The sequence below is a fragment of the Salmonella sp. SA14318 genome (assembly GCF_029866905.1).
In the GTDB taxonomy this organism is placed as follows: domain Bacteria; phylum Pseudomonadota; class Gammaproteobacteria; order Enterobacterales; family Enterobacteriaceae; genus Salmonella; species Salmonella enterica.
Genome location: NZ_CP123282.1, coordinates 2,240,513 through 2,259,497, shown reverse-complemented (window position 1 = coordinate 2,259,497; position 18,985 = coordinate 2,240,513). Strand labels below are relative to the sequence as shown.

15 protein-coding genes are annotated in these 18,985 nt (G+C 51.3%); 7 read left to right on the top strand and 8 right to left on the bottom strand.

All coding sequences use genetic code 11. From position 1 onward, the window contains the following. Window positions 1-22: 22 nt before the first annotated feature. Together QEN32_RS10805 and QEN32_RS10800 are read left to right on the top strand one after the other, a co-directional pair. On the top strand, window positions 23-1,573 hold the full coding sequence (locus QEN32_RS10805) for a glycosyltransferase family 39 protein (protein WP_001520091.1): 1,551 nt from the start codon (window positions 23-25) through the stop codon (window positions 1,571-1,573). A gap of 463 nt (window positions 1,574-2,036) precedes the next feature. Beyond that, window positions 2,037-2,699, top strand: coding sequence for a class I SAM-dependent methyltransferase (locus QEN32_RS10800; protein ID WP_001520112.1), 663 nt, complete (start codon window positions 2,037-2,039; stop codon window positions 2,697-2,699). Between the two features lie 270 nt (window positions 2,700-2,969). Here QEN32_RS10800 and cybB read toward each other — a convergent pair whose 3' ends face one another. The 3 genes from cybB to hrpA all read right to left on the bottom strand — a co-directional run bounded on the left by cybB (window position 2,970) and on the right by hrpA (window position 8,383). Next, the gene (gene cybB, locus QEN32_RS10795) at window positions 2,970-3,500 is read right to left on the bottom strand and encodes a cytochrome b561 (protein ID WP_000527273.1); all 531 of its coding nucleotides are present in this window, start codon (window positions 3,498-3,500) and stop codon (window positions 2,970-2,972) included. 116 nt (window positions 3,501-3,616) lie between these two features. Beyond that, window positions 3,617-4,417 (bottom strand): YdcF family protein, encoded by an 801-nt coding sequence (locus QEN32_RS10790; RefSeq protein WP_001098498.1) that lies wholly within the window; start codon window positions 4,415-4,417, stop codon window positions 3,617-3,619. 63 nt (window positions 4,418-4,480) lie between these two features. After that, the gene (hrpA, locus tag QEN32_RS10785; RefSeq protein WP_280144453.1) at window positions 4,481-8,383 is read right to left on the bottom strand and encodes an ATP-dependent RNA helicase HrpA; all 3,903 of its coding nucleotides are present in this window, start codon (window positions 8,381-8,383) and stop codon (window positions 4,481-4,483) included. A gap of 200 nt (window positions 8,384-8,583) precedes the next feature. On the opposite strand from hrpA, the gene azoR reads away from it, so the two are divergent. Beyond that, window positions 8,584-9,189, top strand: coding sequence for an FMN-dependent NADH-azoreductase (gene azoR, locus QEN32_RS10780; RefSeq protein WP_000048924.1), 606 nt, complete (start codon window positions 8,584-8,586; stop codon window positions 9,187-9,189). Here the strand turns inward: azoR and QEN32_RS10775 are convergent. From QEN32_RS10775 to QEN32_RS10760, 4 genes are all read right to left on the bottom strand, one after another. Further along, window positions 9,186-9,635, bottom strand: a complete 450-nt coding sequence (locus QEN32_RS10775; RefSeq protein ID WP_001518898.1) for a GFA family protein — start codon at window positions 9,633-9,635, stop codon at window positions 9,186-9,188. The two genes, azoR and QEN32_RS10775, sit on opposite strands and share 4 nt — an antisense overlap. 142 nt (window positions 9,636-9,777) lie before the next feature. Then, window positions 9,778-10,101 carry a YdbL family protein gene (locus tag QEN32_RS10770; protein ID WP_000760345.1) on the bottom strand — a complete coding sequence of 108 codons (324 nt, stop codon included), beginning with the start codon at window positions 10,099-10,101 and terminating at the stop codon, window positions 9,778-9,780. A 7-nt stretch (window positions 10,102-10,108) separates the two neighbouring features. Then, on the bottom strand, window positions 10,109-10,300 hold the full coding sequence (locus QEN32_RS10765) for a YnbE family lipoprotein (protein WP_000784063.1): 192 nt from the start codon (window positions 10,298-10,300) through the stop codon (window positions 10,109-10,111). After that, the gene (locus QEN32_RS10760; protein WP_023993293.1) at window positions 10,300-12,936 is read right to left on the bottom strand and encodes a YdbH family protein; all 2,637 of its coding nucleotides are present in this window, start codon (window positions 12,934-12,936) and stop codon (window positions 10,300-10,302) included. Before QEN32_RS10760 ends, QEN32_RS10765 begins: the two co-directional genes overlap by 1 nt. 239 nt (window positions 12,937-13,175) lie before the next feature. Here QEN32_RS10760 and ldhA point away from each other — a divergent pair, with 239 nt between their 5' ends. Then, complete coding sequence (gene ldhA / locus QEN32_RS10755) at window positions 13,176-14,165, top strand: D-lactate dehydrogenase (RefSeq protein WP_000762206.1); 990 nt, start codon at window positions 13,176-13,178, stop codon at window positions 14,163-14,165. Between the two features lie 110 nt (window positions 14,166-14,275). Continuing rightward, entirely contained in the window at window positions 14,276-14,686 is a 411-nt protein-coding gene (hslJ, locus tag QEN32_RS10750) for a heat shock protein HslJ (RefSeq protein WP_000725242.1), read from the top strand. A 43-nt stretch (window positions 14,687-14,729) separates the two neighbouring features. Here hslJ and QEN32_RS10745 read toward each other — a convergent pair whose 3' ends face one another. Then, window positions 14,730-14,996, bottom strand: a complete 267-nt coding sequence (locus QEN32_RS10745; RefSeq protein WP_001200679.1) for a DUF333 domain-containing protein — start codon at window positions 14,994-14,996, stop codon at window positions 14,730-14,732. Here QEN32_RS10745 and QEN32_RS10740 point away from each other — a divergent pair. Together QEN32_RS10740 and nifJ are read left to right on the top strand one after the other, a co-directional pair. Then, window positions 14,912-15,211, top strand: a complete 300-nt coding sequence (locus QEN32_RS10740; protein WP_001137722.1) for a hypothetical protein — start codon at window positions 14,912-14,914, stop codon at window positions 15,209-15,211. The two genes, QEN32_RS10745 and QEN32_RS10740, sit on opposite strands and share 85 nt — an antisense overlap. A gap of 60 nt (window positions 15,212-15,271) precedes the next feature. Further along, window positions 15,272-18,796: a pyruvate:ferredoxin (flavodoxin) oxidoreductase gene (gene nifJ, locus QEN32_RS10735; protein ID WP_265322095.1), complete on the top strand. Its 3,525-nt coding sequence runs from the start codon at window positions 15,272-15,274 to the stop codon at window positions 18,794-18,796. Window positions 18,797-18,985: the final 189 nt, after the last annotated feature.

The window sequence follows — 18,985 nt, the reverse complement described above, 5'->3', positions numbered from 1 at the left end:
GTCTTACTCCATTGAGGATATTATGGCGCTACCACAACTATCAATATGGCAGCCCGGCGATGGGTTAAGAAAAATAAAGTATAAATATCATGTTTGTCTCATTGTCATATTCTCCGTCCTTATACGGTTGCTGTTTTTAACTGACCGCTACCTTTGGTGTGACGAAGCGTCCAGCGTGCTGATTAGTCGACATAGCGTAGATAATCTGCTCTTCCATGCCGCTTTTGACGTGCATCCTCCGCTTTATTATCTGTTACTGCATGACTGGATGATATTATGGGGTGATAGCATTGCAGCGGTACGCTCTCTCAGTCTACTCTTTGGGATCCTGACAGTTGTGCTGGTTATCGCGCTTACGCGATGGCTGGCAAATGAACGTACAGCCTTATTGGCGGGATGGTTCGCCGCCCTGATGCCGATGGCAGTCCATTACAGTCAAGAAACGCGCATGTACGCGTTAATGGGAATGCTAACGCTCGCTGCCGCGTTAGCATTGATGATGTGGATAAAAACACCCACCCATAATCGCTATCTTGTCGCGTATGCTTTACTTATGACGTTCAGCTTTTACACCCATTATTTCACCCTATTTACACTTATTGCCCACTGGATCGCAGTAACAATATTATCCTGCCAAAGCCATAAAACGGCCTGCTACCTTAAACTTCCTGGCTGGTGGTTTGCTAACCTGGCGATTGCTGTCGCTTATCTCCCCTGGTTGCCCGTATTGTTTAATTTACTGACTCATCTGGCGCAGTTGAGAGCCGGTAATGATATCGGTTGGATTCCCCCCGTAACATGGCGTGACCTGCCTGCGATGTACTGGCATTTTTTTACCGGAAACAACGGACAGGGTTTTCCGTCGTTCATTCTGTGGCTGGCTGTAGGAGGTTTTATCGGTACTGTGGGGCGAATATCTTTATGCAACGGAGAATATGAAAGATATCAGCTGATATTATTTTGTAATCTGGTCATCCCTGTAATGCTGGTCTTCATCATTTCCTGGTGGATGCCGTTATTTATCGATCGTTATTTCTTCTTCTCATCGCTGAGCATTCCTCCCCTGCTCGCGGTATTACTTACCCGCGCAAAAAAAGCGGTTTGTGGCTTCTGGTTTATCTTATTCACCTTATTATTCGGCTATGGTTCATATCATAATAACCCTGAGCACATAGACGAGTTTAAACCACTGGTAAACTATATTAATACCCGTCACCAGCCTAATGATGCCGTGGTAGTCAGTAAAATGTTCGATTATTTAAGTTATGTGTATTATAATAAGCGAGATTATCGTACGTTTCTTTATACACCGCCTAACGCACACGGAACATCAGGCAGACCGAATGCCTATGGCTTTGGTTCACTGTTTTATGCGCAAGCCGATCAGACATATATTGATACTCTGACAACGCTTTCAAAAAGTTACCATCGTGTCTGGTTGGTAAGCGGCGGTAACTTTAGTCAGGATTACCCCTTGCCGTCAGAATGGCAAAATATCGCAAAATTCAGAAGTGGTAGATTTCAGGTACAATTATTTGTAATACCAACTCAACAGGCGCGTCAAATGCAATGATTACCGTTTTCTATCCAGTGCAGTGATAAACAGTACTGCCACTGCCAGACCGCCTAAAAGTAAGGTCCAGCCAAACGCTTCAAAAACCTCAATCATATCGCCTCCAGGTAGGTGATATTAAATAAAGATGGCTATCTCAGCGTAACATTTAAAATATCAATTAATGTGCAATAATCGCTTTATGTGTTTGAATAAATATTGTTCCTCCTGCATTTAATTGCATTGTTATTATCAAAGGGCTTAATACGCGTACATCAACGATTATTAATTATCAGCTTATAATAATATGACTGTTCAATTCATTTATCAGCTATTATTATCCTCTATATTCTTTAAGATAACCGCTTAATTCATAATATCGCCTTTATTCGTCGCATTAAATTACTCACTCACCTGATTAATGCTTGCCTAACGATTGCTTCGTTGTTTTAATTCCAGCGCGAAATTATTTAGTGAGAGAACAATGAAGCATACACAACAATCAGGCGCAAAAGTCTATAACCCATTCACGCTTAGCTTATATGACTGGTGGGTACTCAATATCTCAAACAAATATGCCTGGAAGTGTCCTACTGATACGCGACTACTTCCTTTCTTCCTGCATCACATGGGCGAGACTCACCTGGATATTGGCGTAGGTACAGGTTATTACCTGAAACATGCACCTGCGACTCATGCCATTTCGCTGATGGATTTAAATCCGGATAGCCTGAAAATAGCCGCCAGCCGAGTGGGTAATACGAAAATCCGCGCCACACTACAACACGATGTTTTCGACACGTTCCCGGCGGACTGGCACGGGCGCTTCGATTCCGTTTCGATGTACTATCTTCTGCACTGCTTACCTGGTGAGATGACAACAAAAGCGAAGGCAATTAAAAATGCCGGTATGGCGCTTAAACCCGGCGGCACACTTTTTGGCGCCACGATTCTGGGCAAAGAGGTTCCTCACAATGCTTTTGGTAAGAAATTAATGGCTGTTTATAACAAGAAAGGAATATTCAGTAATACCAATGATTCAGCCGATACGTTACGCAGCGTGTTGGACGAACATTTCGCTAAGGTGACTTTGGAGCAACATGGCGCCGTTGCGCTATTTTCCGCCACTACGCCACGCTCATCGTAAGTACAGGCACTTCCGAGCGGTCGGCAGCGCGATCATGTGGGTTTAACCCGTTGATTAAACATTGGATTACGGAATAGTAATTGCTTATTTTATTTGTCATACAAATAAGTATAATACCCGCTTCCGATGTAGACCCGTCCTCCTTCGCCTGCGTCACGGGTCCTGGTTAGACGCAGGCGTTTTCTGTATGGAATACGCCATCCCCTCTGATAGATGCCTTGTTTGCCTTAAGCAGTTAACCCCGCCTGAAGCAAACGTCATACAGGACGGTCAGTCACGCTTACGCGGCATCATCCGTAACAGCGTATTGTCTTTCCAGAAATAGTGATGCATCAAAGCAGCGATGGCATGAAGTCCAATAACAAAATAGCCCAGATTCGCCAGCGTGACGTGCCAGGATTTCAGCATATCTACGCGTTCAAAGTTAGCTTCGGCGGCATGGGGCATAGTAATGCCAAATGCGACCCAGGGATTACCGCGGTTATACATCATGACCAGACCAATAACAGGCAGCGCGATAAATAACAGGTAAATCACCAGATGTCCTAAATGCGCCATTCCGGTCATCATCGGTTTTGGACGAGGAACAATGGGCGGCGTGGGATATTTCAGCCGAATAAACAAGCGTGCCACCATTAAAAGCAAAATAGTGATACCACATGAAACGTGCGTCATATTAAACCAGGGCCGATAACTACGCGGCGCAAAACCGCGCAGCTCCATCGCGGCGTAAGCCACAATAACCAGAAAAAAGACTAACCAGTGAATACCAATTTGCAGGCCGGAATACTTATTGCCCATAGCGCGTCCTGAATGAAAACCGTAAAGCGACAACATAACCAGCTTTTATAAATAATTCATCAAATTTATGAAATGGTGGTCGCACTTGCCCGTTCACCCTCGCAAACGGGCGATTTTTAGCGTAAAGCTCTCTGTCCTAACGCACTGCGCAGCGTAGTATCTGCCTGCAATACCTGCCATGCGTTTTCAATATCGCGTGGGATATCAACGTGAATGATAAAATCTTTACCACGCGGTCCATACCCTGTTTCATCGTCACGCAAACGGGGCAGCTCGCCGGCAATCAGAGACAGATAACGCTCCACCGTCCAGATGCCCTCTTCAACATTGGCAAAACGTGTACCGTCATTAAGGTGGCGCAGTACCGGAACAAAACCAGGAAAACTCAGCCAGCGCGGCGCATCGGTGTCGTCGTTTGTCACGCGCCGGAATGCCGCGATAGTGCGCCGCTGCATGGTGGGGTCTTGCACAACGATAGCCGTGTTAATGTTTTCTTTCGCCTGACGGATCAGTGCGCAGGAGAAACGGGCATTTTCGCCGCAATTAGTTGACCGATCTTCCAGCCAAATTTTCTCAGCCGGAATATGCCAGAACTGGTTCGCGATATCCGCAAGGATCGCGGCTTCAGCGCGTCCGCTTGTGCGAATAGTGTGGTAGCGCGGATGCCGGGCAATCACGGCGTACAAAAACGGCGTCGAATGACCTATACCGCCGCTAATCAGTAAAGGAACGCCTTGCGCTTTGGCGATGCGACAGGCCGCGTCGATAGTGGGGATCACCGCATTGCCCGCCAGGACGACGCAATCCGACGAATAAGGTTGTTCGCCGGAAAAATCATTTTGCGCCAGCCACTGTCCGACGGTATTCACCGCCAGCAATGTTTCCGCAGAGAGCGCCGGAAATGGCGTTGTATTCATAATTCCTCCTTTTTGTTCCGAACTTGTACCGGATCGCTTTGAAAGACGTCGTCGCCTGGCTTTTTAGGCCGTAATCTGATCCATGGCCTGTAAAATACGCTTATCGGAAATAGGATAAGGCGTACCGAGCTGTTGGGCGAAATAACTGACACGCAGTTCTTCAATCATCCAACGGATCTCTTTAACATCATCATCTTCGCGACGCGCTGGAGGCAATTTATTTATCCATTGTTGCCACGCCTGCTGGACGCTTTCGACTTTCAGCATTTGCGCCCGATCGCGGTGCGGATCGACAGCCAGTTTCTCCAGCCGCTTTTCAATTGCCTGCAGATAACGCAGCGTATCGCCGAGACGTTTAAAGCCGTTGCCAGTCACAAAACCACGGTATACCAGACCGCTCATCTGCGCCTTGATATCGGAAAGCCCCAACGCCATGCTCATATCCACCCGCCCTTTCAGACGCTTATTGATATTGAATACGGTCGTCAGGATCCGCTCGACCTGCTTCGCGATATCCACCACAGTATCATTCAGCTCGGCGCGTACCTTTTCGTGCAGCGCGGTGAAACCTGCTTCGCTCCACACCGGTCCGCCGTTGGCATCTATCAGCTTATCTACCCCGCAGGCGATACAGTCATCAATCAACTCCAGTACTTTGCCGTACGGGTTAAAGTACAGCCCCAGCTTGGCTTTATTCGGCAATTTCTCATGCAGATACTTAATCGGTGAAGGAATATTGAGCAACAACAGACGGCGTAAACCGCACCACATCGCCTGTTGTTGTTCCAGCGGATTATCAAACAATTTGATAGCGACGCTGTCACGCTCATCCACTAACGCCGGCCACGCCTTCACTTTATAATTACCGCGTTTCTGTTCGTAGCTTTCCGGCAGCTCGCCGAAACTCCAGATATGCAGCCCGCTCTGCTCGATGCCGTCATCCGCCACCGCCGAGAGCGTCTCCTGCACTTTGCCTTTCAGCGCATTTTTAAGCTCGGCGAGCGAACGCCCTTCCTGCAGTTTCTTGTTTTTGTCATTCACCACGCGAAACGTGATTTTCAGATGCTCGGGCACCTGATCCCAATGCCAGTCTTCCCGATCGACCGTGACGCCGGTCATCCGGCGCAGTTCACGCTCCAGAGCGTCCAGCAGCGGCAGCTCCAGCGGCGTTACGCGACCTAAAAACGCTTCAGCATAGTTTGGCGCCGGAACAAAGTTGCGACGTACCGGTTTTGGCAACGATTTAATCAGCGCAATAACTAATTCACGGCGCAGCCCTGGGATCTGCCATTCAAAACCGCTCTCGTCAACCTGGTTAAGTAGCGGCAACGGAATATGGACGGTCACGCCGTCAGCATCCGCGCCCGGTTCAAACTGATAGCTCAAACGCAGCTTAAGATTGCCCTGGTGCCAGAAGTTCGGGTAATCCAGTTTGCTGATTTTTTCCGCGCCTTCTTTAATCAGCATACTTTTTTCAAAGTTGAGCAGATCCGGCGTCTCGCGGCTGATTTTTTTCCACCAACTATCAAAGTGGCGGGCGGAAATAACGTCATGGCTAATACGCTGGTCATAAAACTCAAACAGGGTATCGTCATCCACCAGGATATCGCGGCGGCGAGATTTGTGCTCAAGTTCCTCGACTTCCGCACGCAATTTTAGATTCTCACGGAAGAAGGCGTGACGGGTTTGCCAGTCCCCCTCCACCAGCGCATGGCGGATAAACAACTCGCGACACAACGCCGGGTCAATCTGGCTGTAATTCACTTTGCGCGCGGCGACAATCGGCAGACCGTAGACAGTAACCTTTTCCGTCGCCATCACCGCGCCTTGCGCCCGCTCCCAGTGCGGTTCGCTATATGAACGTTTAATCAGGTGCTGGGCTACCGGTTCCACCCATTCTGGCTCAATGCGGGCAGCGATGCGCCCCCACAGGCGGCTGGTCTCCACCAGTTCTGCGACCATTGTCCATTTCGGCGGTTTTTTGAATAAACCGGAACCGGGGAAAATAGAGAATCGGGCGTTACGCGCGCCGGTGTACTCTTGTTTATCGGCATCTTTCATCCCGATATGCGACAACAGTCCCGTTAACAACGCAACGTGAATTTCCCGGTACTCTGCGGGTTCGCTGTTTACCGGAATCCCCAGTTCTTTTACCACCTGACGCAGTTGGGTATAGATATCCTGCCACTCACGCACGCGTAAATAGTTCAGATAGTCGGTGCGACACAGACGGCGGAATTGATTCGACGACAGGGCCTTTTGTTGCTCGCCGAGGTAATTCCACAGGTTAACAAACGCCAGAAAATCGGATTCCTTATCATGGAAACGCCGGTGTTTCTCATCGGAAGCCTGCTGCTTATCCACTGGGCGCTCGCGCGGATCCTGAATAGAGAGTGCGGAAGTAATGATCATCGCTTCGCGCACACAGCCATGTTTTTGCGCTTCCAGAACCATACGCGCCAGGCGCGGGTCGACCGGCAACTGGGATAATTGTCGGCCCAGTGGCGTCAGCTTATATGCCGTTTGCTGTTCGTCGGCGGTAATCGCCCCCAGCTCTTCCAACAAACGCACGCCATCCTGAATATTGCGCTTATCCGGCGCTTCGACAAACGGGAAGGCGGCAATGTCACCCAGCCCCAGGGCGGTCATCTGCAAAATAACCGACGCCAGGTTGGTACGTAGAATTTCCGGGTCGGTAAATTCCGGACGTGACAAAAAGTCATCTTCCGAATACAGACGAATGCAAATCCCTTCCGATACGCGCCCGCAACGCCCTTTACGCTGGTTGGCGGAAGCCTGTGAGATCGGTTCAATCGGCAGGCGCTGCACTTTAGTGCGGTAGCTGTAGCGGCTGATGCGCGCAGTGCCAGGATCGATCACATACTTGATACCCGGCACCGTCAGCGAGGTTTCCGCCACGTTAGTCGCCAGCACGATACGGCGTCCGCTGTGCGACTGGAAAACGCGGTTCTGTTCGCTGTTCGACAAGCGTGCATACAGCGGCAACACTTCGGTATGCCGTAAGTTCAGCTTGTTCAGGGCGTCGGCGGTATCGCGGATTTCCCGCTCTCCGCTCATAAAAATCAGAATATCGCCGGGACTTTCACGCCCCAGTTCATCGACAGCATCGAAAATTGCCTGTAGCTGATCGCGTTCAGTGTCGTCAGCCTCTTCCACAATGGGGCGATAACGAACTTCTACGGGATACGTTCGGCCAGAGACTTCAATAATCGGCGCGTTATTAAAGTGGCGCGAGAAGCGTTCCGGGTCGATGGTCGCAGAGGTAATAATCACTTTCAGATCGGGGCGACGCGGCAGAAGCTCTTTCAGATAGCCGAGCAAGAAGTCAATATTCAGGCTGCGTTCATGCGCTTCATCAATAATGATGGTGTCATACTGCATCAATAGCCTGTCCTGCTGGATTTCCGCCAGCAGGATACCGTCCGTCATCAGTTTGACCATGGTATTGCTACTGACATGATCGCTGAAACGAACTTTATAGCCGATGCAGCCGCCTGGCTCCGTTTGCAATTCTTCGGCAATGCGGTTAGCGACGGTGCGCGCCGCCAGGCGACGCGGTTGAGTATGTCCAATAAGTCCTTTAATTCCGCGTCCCAGTTCCATACAAATTTTCGGCAACTGGGTGGTTTTACCGGAACCGGTTTCCCCTGCCACGATCACTACCTGATGATCGCGGATCGCTTCCAGAATGTCCTGTTTCTTCTGGCTAACAGGCAGATTTTGCGGATAAGTGATTGAGGGGCGCGCCGCTTCGCGGAGAGCGACCTGCACCGCAGCCTGTTCAATTTCTTTCGCCATCGTCTGGAAAATGGCCTGTTGCGCATCAGGATTTTTTACTTTCTTTACGCCATGCAGGCGGCGCGCAAAGCGCTGTTTGTCGCGCAGCATCAGTGCATCCAGCCGCTGCTGTAACACCTGAAGCGTCAACATAGATTGTTCAGTCATAAAGCTCTTGGGCAGCATTCTGCCTGTTTAAAATCGTTTTAAATGATAGGTATAGAGTACCACATTGGGGCTTTTTTTGTGTTGTTCAATAATTTCGAACAAAGGGTTCGATATATTGCGCTATCCCTGCGACATATTTGTGAATAAAGTGTCAACAAGCAACGGGGCACGCCCCTTCAAACACATAAAAGGAAACACCCATGAGCAAGGTATTAGTTCTTAAATCCAGTATTCTGGCAGGGTACTCTCAGTCTGGTCAGTTGACTGACTATTTTATTGAACAATGGCGCGAAAAACACGTCGCAGATGAAATTACTGTCCGCGATCTGGCGGCCAACCCTGTTCCGGTGCTGGATGGCGAGCTGGTGGGCGCGATGCGTCCGGGCGATGCACCTTTAACGCCACGTCAGCAGGACGCTCTGGCGCTGTCTGATGAACTCATTGCTGAACTGAAAGCCCACGACGTCATCGTTATTGCGGCGCCGATGTACAATTTCAATATCCCGACGCAGCTGAAAAACTACTTTGATCTGATTGCCCGCGCCGGTATCACTTTCCGCTATACCGAAAAAGGCCCGGAAGGTCTGGTAACCGGTAAACGCGCGGTGGTTCTCTCCAGCCGCGGCGGTATCCATAAAGACACCCCGACGGATTTGATTGCGCCTTACCTGAAAGTGTTCCTTGGTTTTATCGGTATTACCGACGTGAATTTTGTCTTTGCCGAAGGCATCGCCTACGGGCCGGAAGTGGCGGCTAAAGCCCAGGCCGATGCAAAAGCCGCGATTGACAGCGTAGTGGCCGCTTAAATATTTTTGCCTCCCGTTTCGACGGGAGGTGATTTCTTCGGTTCGTAGCGCAAATATCCTACCACGCCGCTACTGCCGCCATCGCTGGGATGCGTTACCCCATCATTGACTTCAACGCAGGCGAAATCAAAAGGCGACACATTTTCGATGCACGCCACATTGACCCCATATTGATCGGGATTGGATCGACGCTGATGAAAAGTATATATCCCGCATACCGAACAGAAAAAATGCACCGCCTTGCCCGTATTGAAGCGATATTCGGTAAGCTTATCCTGCCCTTTTAGCACTTTAATACCCGACAGCGGCGCAGACACTGCCACTGCTCCGCGCATCCGGCAAAACGAACAGTTGCAGCGCCTGGCGGTATGAAAGCCATCGCTAAGTTGAACGGTAAACACGACGCTGCCACAATGGCAGGCAGCAGATAATTTTTCAGACGTCATACCTGGTTACTCTCGCGAATAGTGATACCAGTCGACAGTATAGAAATAGCCTTCCGGTTCGCCTAATGTAAATACGACCTTCGTATTCAAAAATTACCCATATAAAAATGCATTTTGCGGTAAAAAAATTGTCGGGAAGCGGTTATTTACGCATCCATTTGCCATTAATTCCCTGGACATATTCTCCCGGCCTGGCGCGCTCAACCAGTTTTTGCCCTGCCATCTTCGCCACCTCGTCCACGGGAAGATGATTGCTATCCGCTAACTGCTGATAACTGGCGCGGCGGGCATGATTAATATCAAGCACCAGCTTCTGGGTTTCGGCATCATTCTTTAAGGCCACCAGATAGCCATTCAGCGTTTCCCCGACCCGGCCCTGCGTGCGCGCTTCGTCCAGGGTTAAGGCCCACACAGAAGGTGTGAGCAAGCTCAGCGTCAGCACCCATAGTATTAAATACTTTTTCATTATGGCCTCAAAATAGATCGCTGCGTGATTTCAGGAGTTCTTCAACATCTTTATCGACTTTGATATGTATTTCATGCTCGATCTTTACATTCATGTTGATGGTAATCGGCTGTTCCGGCGCGGCGACTTCAATACGTGGCGTGCAGCCCACCACGATAAATGACGCAAGCGCTGACAGCATGGCAATACTCATTTTCATTATTTATCCTCACAGTCCTTGTCTTTCCGGCAAGGAGGTTGCGGCAACGCTGTATTTTGTTCAAGCCATGCCTGTAAATTGTCGCCAAAACGCAAACTGCGCCACAGCGTAAACACATTTTCTTCATGGGTATAGTTCAAGTTAACGATCGCGGTTTTACCATCTACCCGGCTTTTGCCGGTAATAGCCGCCTGCATCGTTAGTACGCCCAGGTTATCAACGTTAATTTTCGTCCACGAATGCGTAATCTCCATATAACGTAGCCAGTTGATCGCCGAGCCTGCCGTGACATTATCCTTCACCACCGCATCCGCAGTATCTTTATCGATACGCAACGTCATTGGCCCAGGATTCGTAAGCCAGCCATCTTTGATTATCCATTTTTCATTGTTCAGCCACAGCGGCAGCGCGCCGCTGACCGGACCAGACATGGCGAATTGCTTTGGATTTATGGCGCTAATCAATTCGCTGGATGAAATATTTTGCACCCGCAAAAGCGCCGGGTCGTGCTGCGGCATTCGCAACTGTTTCATAATGATTTGACCGCCCAGCACGTCTACGCTGACATCGCTTAGCAGTAATGGATTCGACTCGCTCCAGGGATAACCGCCCTGTAAATCAGCGGTGATATTTTTCGCCGTGACCTGGTTAACTATCCCGGCGATACGCAGCGAGACGGGCCCGCGCGTCCCCAATTGCCACGCGCCGTTGTGGAAGCGAAATGGCAGAATGAAATCGACGCCGTTGATTTTGTTATCAGGCATCCAGGCGCTGCCGCCTTTTAACACGCCGTGTCCACCTGCTTCAAATCCCTGCCCCTGCGCAGCGGAAAAAGCCACCTGCGCATACAGTGAGCCTTTGCGCAGCGTCATTTTCCAGTCCGGTGGAAGCAACGGCTGGAAAACGATAAGCGACTGCTTCGGCCACCAGGCCTGTCCACGAAGGCGTTCGCCATCCCAGCGCCCATTCAGCCGTACCGGCCCTATCGCCCCCGCCCGAAGGTCGCCTTTAAACTGGAACAGGGTTGGCTCTCGCCCTTCAACGCTAAAATTAAGGGTAGAAGGCGGCAGCACGCTCCCACTGGTAAATACGGTTTTCCCCGCCACCAGAGACAGCGCGCCCTGTAGCGACGGCGTTGTGGCGTCGCGAACCCAGACAATAGGTTTATTCAGCGCCAGTCTTGGCGATGTGACAGTCATTGCGCCATAGTGCAACTGATCAAAACCGGTGGACAAACTGGTCAACCTGATGGTGTTATCATGCCATTCGCCCTGTCCGGCAATATCCCAGTGGGCGCGCATTGGCGTAAAGCTTCCTTGCCCCCAATAGCGCCACCGCCAGCGACCAGCATCAGGGAGAAAATCATTCGCCAGGCCATCAAGATGAAGAACGAAATCGCCCATCTCATTTTCGTGCGCCCGTAAAATAGCCTGTAATCGACCATCAACGCCGCGCGGTGTCACCTTGACGCCCGCCAGCGGCCAACGAATTTCATCAATATCTAACGCATCAATCACTCGCCCACGTGAGCGTAGCAATGCGCCAGGTGCAAAGGTGAGCTGCGGATCGGCCAGACTGCCGCGGAACATAGCGGGCAAGACGGCATAAAAGATTAAATCCTTCTGTTTAGCCTCGCCGGTAAGCTGTAGAGGCATCTCACTGCTATCCATGCTGAGTTTTCCCGGGCCGATAGTCAGTACCGCGTTCGCTTTACCGGCATCGCCCTGGGTCAGAATGTTCAGGCGTCCGCTGACTCGCGCATTATCTGGCCCGGCTTGCCAGTTATCGATATTAAAAGCCAGACGTCCGCTCAAGGGGAATCCCTGATATGGCCAGTTCCAGCGGCCATCGCTGATGGTAAGCCGCTGACGCGTTACCGCCCAGGGGAGATCGAGAATCGGGTCAGGATTACCTCGCGCCATCACGATGAGCTGTCCGGCGTTATCACGCCACTCCAGTTCCGCATCCACCAGCGACGGTTCCTGCGGCAGACGCAAGGTCGCTGCCGCATGACCGCTGACCGGCAGGCCATCCGGTACCAGCGGCAACACAAATTCCCCCGCCAGGCTAACGGGAGGCTGGTTGGCCAGCGCGGCGATCTCCAGTTGGCTCACCGTCAATGCCTGACCGCGTAGCTGCCCTTGAAATTTTACTTTTTCGCCCTGATAACGTATCTGCTGAATGACCGGCGTCATGGAGATAGCCAGCTTGCCCTGCCATTCCGGCCAGGGCGCGAGAATGACATTATCGATGTTAATCCAGGTATTGGGCAGCATTGACTGCCACTGCGCCAGCGTACGCGGCGCGGCGGGGGAAGCTTCCGTAGCGGGCAGTTTCGCCAGGCACGCGGCATCCAGTTTGAGGCTTTTAATATTCAGCAACCAACGGCTGGGATGCGTCAGTTCCGCCTGGGTAATATGCGCTAACGAACAATCATTGACCAGATAGCGAAGATCGGGAATCACTAACCCATGACGTGTCAGGCGTGGACTTTGTTCCAGAGCGATACGGGTACCGACGGGTAGCCAAATTCCCGCCAGAGTGGGAACCCACAGCCCGAGGGTCATCAGTAGCGTCAGAGGGATAAGAATCAGCAGTAACAGTAGCGCAAGGGCGGCTTTATATTTACCCTTCATGGGCCATTAATTTCCTGATTTAACGAAAAATTCAGTCGGCTATCTCTTTATTTTGGCATGATTGCCCGTACATAGCCTAATAGTTCATGTTGCAGGGGCGCCCTCCGGCTATTTGAGGCGTTGTGGAGAATGATAACCTAAAATTATTCATTATATGTATGACTATCAATTATTTTTGATTTTTTGTAAGATAATTTTAAGCATATTTGTGTGATTCTAACATCACTGGAGAAGGTCATATGAAACTCGCCGTCTATAGTACCAAACAGTATGACAAGAAATATCTACAGCAAGTGAACGAAGCGTTCGGTTTTGAACTGGAGTTTTTTGATTTTCTGCTGACCGAGAAAACAGCGAAAACCGCCAATGGATGTGAAGCAGTTTGTATCTTCGTGAATGACGACGGGAGCCGACCGGTACTGGAAGAGCTGAAAAAACACGGCGTGAAATACATCGCGCTGCGTTGCGCCGGATTTAATAATGTCGACCTGGATGCCGCTAAAGAGCTCGGTTTGCAGGTGGTCCGCGTGCCGGCTTATTCTCCGGAAGCCGTCGCTGAACATGCGATTGGCATGATGATGACATTGAACCGCCGTATTCACCGCGCTTATCAACGCACCCGCGACGCTAACTTTTCCCTTGAGGGACTGACCGGCTTTACCATGCACGGAAAAACCGCTGGCGTCATTGGTACCGGTAAAATCGGCGTCGCCGCGCTGCGTATCCTGAAAGGCTTTGGAATGCGTTTACTGGCGTTTGATCCCTATCCCAGCACCGCCGCGCTTGACCTCGGCGTCGAGTATGTGGATCTGCAAACGTTGTTTGCCGAATCGGATGTCATTTCCCTGCACTGCCCGCTCACGCCGGAAAACTACCATTTGCTGAACCATGCGGCATTCGATCAAATGAAAAATGGCGTTATGGTCATTAATACCAGTCGTGGCGCGCTGATTGATTCCCAGGCGGCTATCGAAGCTCTGAAGAATCAGAAAATCGGCTCGCTGGGGATGGATGTGTATGAAAACGAACGCGACCTGTTCTTTGAAGACAAGTCAAACGATGTTATTCAGGATGATGTTTTCCGCCGTCTGTCGGCCTGCCATAACGTACTGTTTACGGGGCATCAGGCATTCCTGACCGCAGAAGCGCTGATCAGCATCTCTGAAACCACGTTACAAAACTTAAGCCAGCTTGAGAAGGGCGAAGCCTGCCCGAACGCGCTGTTCTAATCCTGTCGCTCCCCTGCGCTCAGGGGAGCATTTTCGGATAACCCCTGAAGATCTATCCGGTCATATCATTACTATAGTCAGTGTTAACTATCAGATTACAGAGAATATCAATGAAGAAAATCGTCACGCTGGTCGCCCTGAGCATCATAATGACAGGGTGTGTGAGCAGTGGAAAAGTGTCCGTCAAACGCGAGCAACTGGAGCACCACCGCTTTGTTCTGGAAAGCGTAAACGGTAAAACGGTCACCGGCCCGGAGCTCAGCTTTGGCGAGGACATGACGGTATCCGGCAAAATGTGCAATCAATTCACCGGCGAAGGAAAACTGTCTGACGGCGAATTAAAAGTGAAAAATTTAGCGATGACCCGAATGATGTGCGCCGATCCGCAGCTTAATGCGCTGGACGGCACCCTCAGCGAGCTCTTCAGCAAAGGCGCGCAGGTCGATTTAACTGCGAACCAATTAACGCTGGCGACGGCAGAAACAACGCTAATGTATAAACTGGCGGATTTAGCGCACTAAGCCATTAAGTGAAAAGTTATACGCGTCAGGCGAAACGCCGCGCTTAGTAACTCCCGCAGTTTCCGGCGGCAAGCGACTGTTCGCTACAACGTTTGCCGTTGGGTAGCGCGCACATACCAATTACTGAACCATCAAGCTGCCGGGCCGCTGAAAGCGAACCGCCAATCATAGCGCAATTCGCTTCGCCAGCGCTGGACATCGCCGCTTTCATCCCTGGCGAAACATGTGCCGCGGTTGCCTGCTGAACAGGTTCGCTACTGCAAGCCGACAATAATAACGCGGCACATCCCACCCAAAACGCTGCGCGCATTTCTCTCCCCTCTGTTTATTCATCCAAACGACACCGCCCTAAATAATAGGCAGCAGAAACTGACGCGTCGAGAGGCAAAGCGCGCATTTATGCGCTTCATTAACATTTATTGGCAATTTTTTACGTCTTTTCGGCAAGAAATCGCCATTCTCCTCCCGCCAGGGACACAAAAGCGAAAATGGGGCTTGAAGGGCTTTGCTAAAATAAAAGGATAACTACAGGATGCGCTCACGATTATGCGTGTCCCTCTTTTTTGCGCAATGTAAGGGTGTCATATGCAAACAATTGACGGTAATGGCGCGGTAGCGTCGGTGGCGTTCCGTACCAGCGAGGTTATCGCCATTTACCCGATTACGCCCAGTTCAACAATGGCTGAACAAGCGGATGCCTGGGCCGGTAATGGGCTTAAAAATGTCTGGGGCGATACGCCGCGTGTGGTAGAGATGCAGTCGGAAGGCGGCGCGATCGCCGCCGTTCACGGTGCGCTACAAACCGGTTCGCTTTCTACGTCATTTACATCATCGCAGGGACTGCTGCTGATGATTCCAACGCTGTATAAACTGGCGGGGCAGCTCACGCCGTTTGTACTGCACGTTGCCGCGCGCACCGTCGCCACACACGCGCTTTCTATTTTTGGCGACCATTCCGATGTGATGGCGGTCCGCCAGACAGGCTGCGCGATGTTATGCGCCGCCAGCGTTCAGGAAGCGCAGGATTTTGCGCTGATCGCGCACAGAGCTACGCTGAAAAGCCGCGTTCCGTTTATTCATTTTTTTGATGGCTTCCGTACATCGCATGAAATCAACAAAATTATACCGCTAACGGATGAAACCATTCTGAACCTGATGCCGCAGGCGGAGATCGACGCTCACCGCGCCCGCGCGCTGAATCCGGAACATCCGGTGATTCGTGGAACTTCAGCGAATCCGGATACCTACTTCCAGTCTCGCGAAGCGACCAACCCGTGGTACAACGCCGTTTATGATCATGTTGAAGAGGCGATGAAGGCATTTGGCGACGCTACGGGCCGTCAGTACCAGCCATTTGAATATTATGGCCATCCCCAGGCTGAACGCGTCATCATAATGATGGGCTCCGCCCTCGGCACCTGCGAAGAGGTCGTGGACGAGCTACTGATACGCGGAGAAAAGGTCGGCGTTCTGAAAGTCCGTCTGTTCCGTCCCTTCTCCGCCAAACATTTGTTACAGGCATTACCGGAAACCGTTCGCGCTATCGCCGTGCTGGATCGCACCAAAGAGCCTGGCGCGCAGGCCGAGCCGCTTTATCTGGACGTGATGACCGCACTGGCGGAAACCTTTAATAATGGCGAGCGCGAAACATTGCCGCGCACCATTGGCGGCCGTTATGGGCTATCATCCAAAGAGTTCGGCCCGGCGTGCGTACTGGCGGTCTTTAATGAACTCAGCCGCGCGAAACCCAAGCCACGGTTTACGGTGGGTATTTATGACGACGTCACTAATCTCTCGCTGCCATTACCGGAAAATACCCTGCCCGGCAGCGCTAAACTGGAAGCGTTATTTTACGGTTTGGGAAGCGACGGCAGCGTATCCGCCACGAAAAATAATATTAAAATTATCGGTAATTCTACGCCGTGGTATGCGCAAGGTTATTTCGTTTATGACTCTAAAAAAGCTGGCGGGCTCACGGTATCGCACCTGCGCGTCAGCGAGAAACCCATTCGTTCCGCTTACTTAATTGCTCAGGCGGATTTTGTCGGCTGCCACCAATTACAGTTTATCGATAAATATCAGATGGCGGAGCGTCTAAAGCCCGGCGGTATCTTTCTGCTTAATACGCCGTACAGCGCCGACGAGGTCTGGTCGCGTCTGCCGCAAGAAGTTCAGGCGGTGTTGAATCAGAAAAAGGCGCGTTTTTACGTGGTTAACGCGGCGAAAATCGCCCGCGAATGTGGACTTGGCGCCCGCATCAATACCGTCATGCAAATGGCTTTCTTCCACCTGACGCATATTCTTCCGGGCGATAGCGCCCTGGTTGAGCTGCAGGGCGCGATTGCCAAAAGCTATAGCAGCAAAGGACAGGATCTGGTTGAGCGTAACTGGCAGGCATTGGCTCTGGCGCAGGAATCGCTGGCGGAAGTGCCGTTGCAGGCGGTTAATCCGCATAGCGCGCATCGCCCGCCGGTCGTCTCCGACGCCGCGCCGGATTTCGTGAAAACCGTTACCGCCGCCATGTTGGCGGGCCTCGGCGACGCACTGCCTGTTTCCGCCCTGCCGCCGGACGGAACATGGCCAATGGGCACCACCCGCTGGGAAAAACGCAATATCGCCGAAGAGATTCCTGTCTGGAAAGAGGAACTGTGTACACAATGTAATCACTGCGTCGCTGCCTGCCCTCACTCGGCAATTCGTGCGAAAGTCGTTTCCCCGCAGGCGATGGAGAACGCGCCAGCCAGTCTGCATTCGCTGGACGTGAAGTCCCGCGATATGCGCGGCCAGAAATATGTGCTGCAGGTCGCGCCGGAAGACTGTACTGGCTGTAATTTATGCGTAGAGGTCTGCCCGGCTAAAGATCGGCAAGATCCACAGATTAAGGCGATTAACATGATGTCACGCCTTGAGCATGTGGAAGAAGAGAAAGTGAATTATGACTTCTTCCTCGACTTACCGGAAATCGAACGCAGCAAACTGGAACGAATTGATATCCGCACATCGCAGCTCATTACGCCGCTGTTTGAATATTCCGGCGCCTGTTCCGGCTGCGGCGAAACGCCGTATATTAAACTGCTGACTCAGTTATATGGCGACAGAATGTTAATCGCTAACGCCACGGGGTGTTCCTCTATTTACGGCGGTAACTTACCCTCAACGCCTTATACCACCGATGCCAACGGACGCGGCCCGGCATGGGCGAATTCGTTATTTGAAGATAACGCGGAATTTGGTCTCGGTTTCCGTCTGAGCGTGGATCAGCACCGGGCGCGCGTCATGCGTTTACTGGCGCAATTCGCCGATCGCATCCCGGCGGAATTAAACGATGCGCTGCATGCCGAAGCAACGCCTGACGTTCGGCGTGAGCAGGTCGCCGCATTACGCCAACATCTGAAATCGGTTGCGGGCGCAGAGGAACTGTTAAAGGATGCTGATGCGCTGGTAGAAAAATCAATCTGGCTGATTGGCGGCGATGGTTGGGCATACGACATCGGCTTTGGCGGTTTAGACCATGTGTTAAGCCTGACGGAGAATGTCAATATTCTGGTTCTGGATACGCAGTGTTACTCCAATACTGGCGGCCAGGCGTCGAAGGCGACGCCGCTTGGCGCCGTCACTAAGTTTGGCGAACATGGCAAGCGTAAAGCCCGTAAAGATCTTGGTGTCAGCATGATGATGTATGGTCATGTTTATGTCGCGCAAATCTCGCTGGGCGCGCAGTTAAACCAGACGGTGAAAGCCATCCAGGAGGCCGAAGCCTGGCCAGGACCGTCGCTGATCATTGCCTATAGCCCCTGTGAAGAACATGGCTACGATCTGGCGCTAAGCCATGACCAGATGCGCCAGTTAACGGCGACCGGTTTCTGGCCGTTATACCGCTTTGATCCCCGCCGTGCGGATGAAGGCAAGCCGCCGCTGGCTCTGGACTCTCGGCCACCGTCTGATGCCCTGGCGGAAACGTTGCTTAATGAACAGCGTTTCCGTCGCCTGAATGCGCAACAGCCTGAAGTAGCTGAACAATTATGGCGAGATGCCGCATTGGATTTGCAAAAACGCTATGACTTTCTTGCCTTGCTGGCAGGAAAAGCGGAAAAACCCGGCGCAGATTAAAAAATATTCTAAGGATTAACCTGGAAACAAAAAAAGCCCGAACATCCGTTCGGGCTTGTCAATTTATACGCTGGAAAGCAAAGGTTAACGCAATGGCCCAGCGACAAAATGAATATGTGACAATAAAGGCATATAACAGGCGTAGAATATCGTAACCGAATGATATTGTATAATTTTTATTTTGTATAA

Bases quoted from the DNA above. Each gene is read 5' to 3' on its own strand.
- hslJ (WP_000725242.1), top strand. From the start codon at position 14,276: ATGAAGAAAATCGTCACGCTGGTCGCCCTGAGCATCATAATGACAGGG.
- cybB (WP_000527273.1), bottom strand. From the start codon at position 3,500: ATGGGCAATAAGTATTCCGGCCTGCAAATTGGTATTCACTGGTTAGTC.
- QEN32_RS10805 (WP_001520091.1), top strand. From the start codon at position 23: ATGGCGCTACCACAACTATCAATATGGCAGCCCGGCGATGGGTTAAGA.
- ldhA (WP_000762206.1), top strand. From the start codon at position 13,176: ATGAAACTCGCCGTCTATAGTACCAAACAGTATGACAAGAAATATCTA.
- QEN32_RS10770 (WP_000760345.1), bottom strand. From the start codon at position 10,101: ATGAAAAAGTATTTAATACTATGGGTGCTGACGCTGAGCTTGCTCACA.
- QEN32_RS10790 (WP_001098498.1), bottom strand. From the start codon at position 4,417: ATGAATACAACGCCATTTCCGGCGCTCTCTGCGGAAACATTGCTGGCG.
- QEN32_RS10775 (WP_001518898.1), bottom strand. From the start codon at position 9,635: ATGACGTCTGAAAAATTATCTGCTGCCTGCCATTGTGGCAGCGTCGTG.
- QEN32_RS10800 (WP_001520112.1), top strand. From the start codon at position 2,037: ATGAAGCATACACAACAATCAGGCGCAAAAGTCTATAACCCATTCACG.
- QEN32_RS10765 (WP_000784063.1), bottom strand. From the start codon at position 10,300: ATGAAAATGAGTATTGCCATGCTGTCAGCGCTTGCGTCATTTATCGTG.
- azoR (WP_000048924.1), top strand. From the start codon at position 8,584: ATGAGCAAGGTATTAGTTCTTAAATCCAGTATTCTGGCAGGGTACTCT.
- hrpA (WP_280144453.1), bottom strand. From the start codon at position 8,383: ATGACTGAACAATCTATGTTGACGCTTCAGGTGTTACAGCAGCGGCTG.
- QEN32_RS10760 (WP_023993293.1), bottom strand. From the start codon at position 12,936: ATGAAGGGTAAATATAAAGCCGCCCTTGCGCTACTGTTACTGCTGATT.
- QEN32_RS10745 (WP_001200679.1), bottom strand. From the start codon at position 14,996: ATGCGCGCAGCGTTTTGGGTGGGATGTGCCGCGTTATTATTGTCGGCT.
- nifJ (WP_265322095.1), top strand. From the start codon at position 15,272: ATGCAAACAATTGACGGTAATGGCGCGGTAGCGTCGGTGGCGTTCCGT.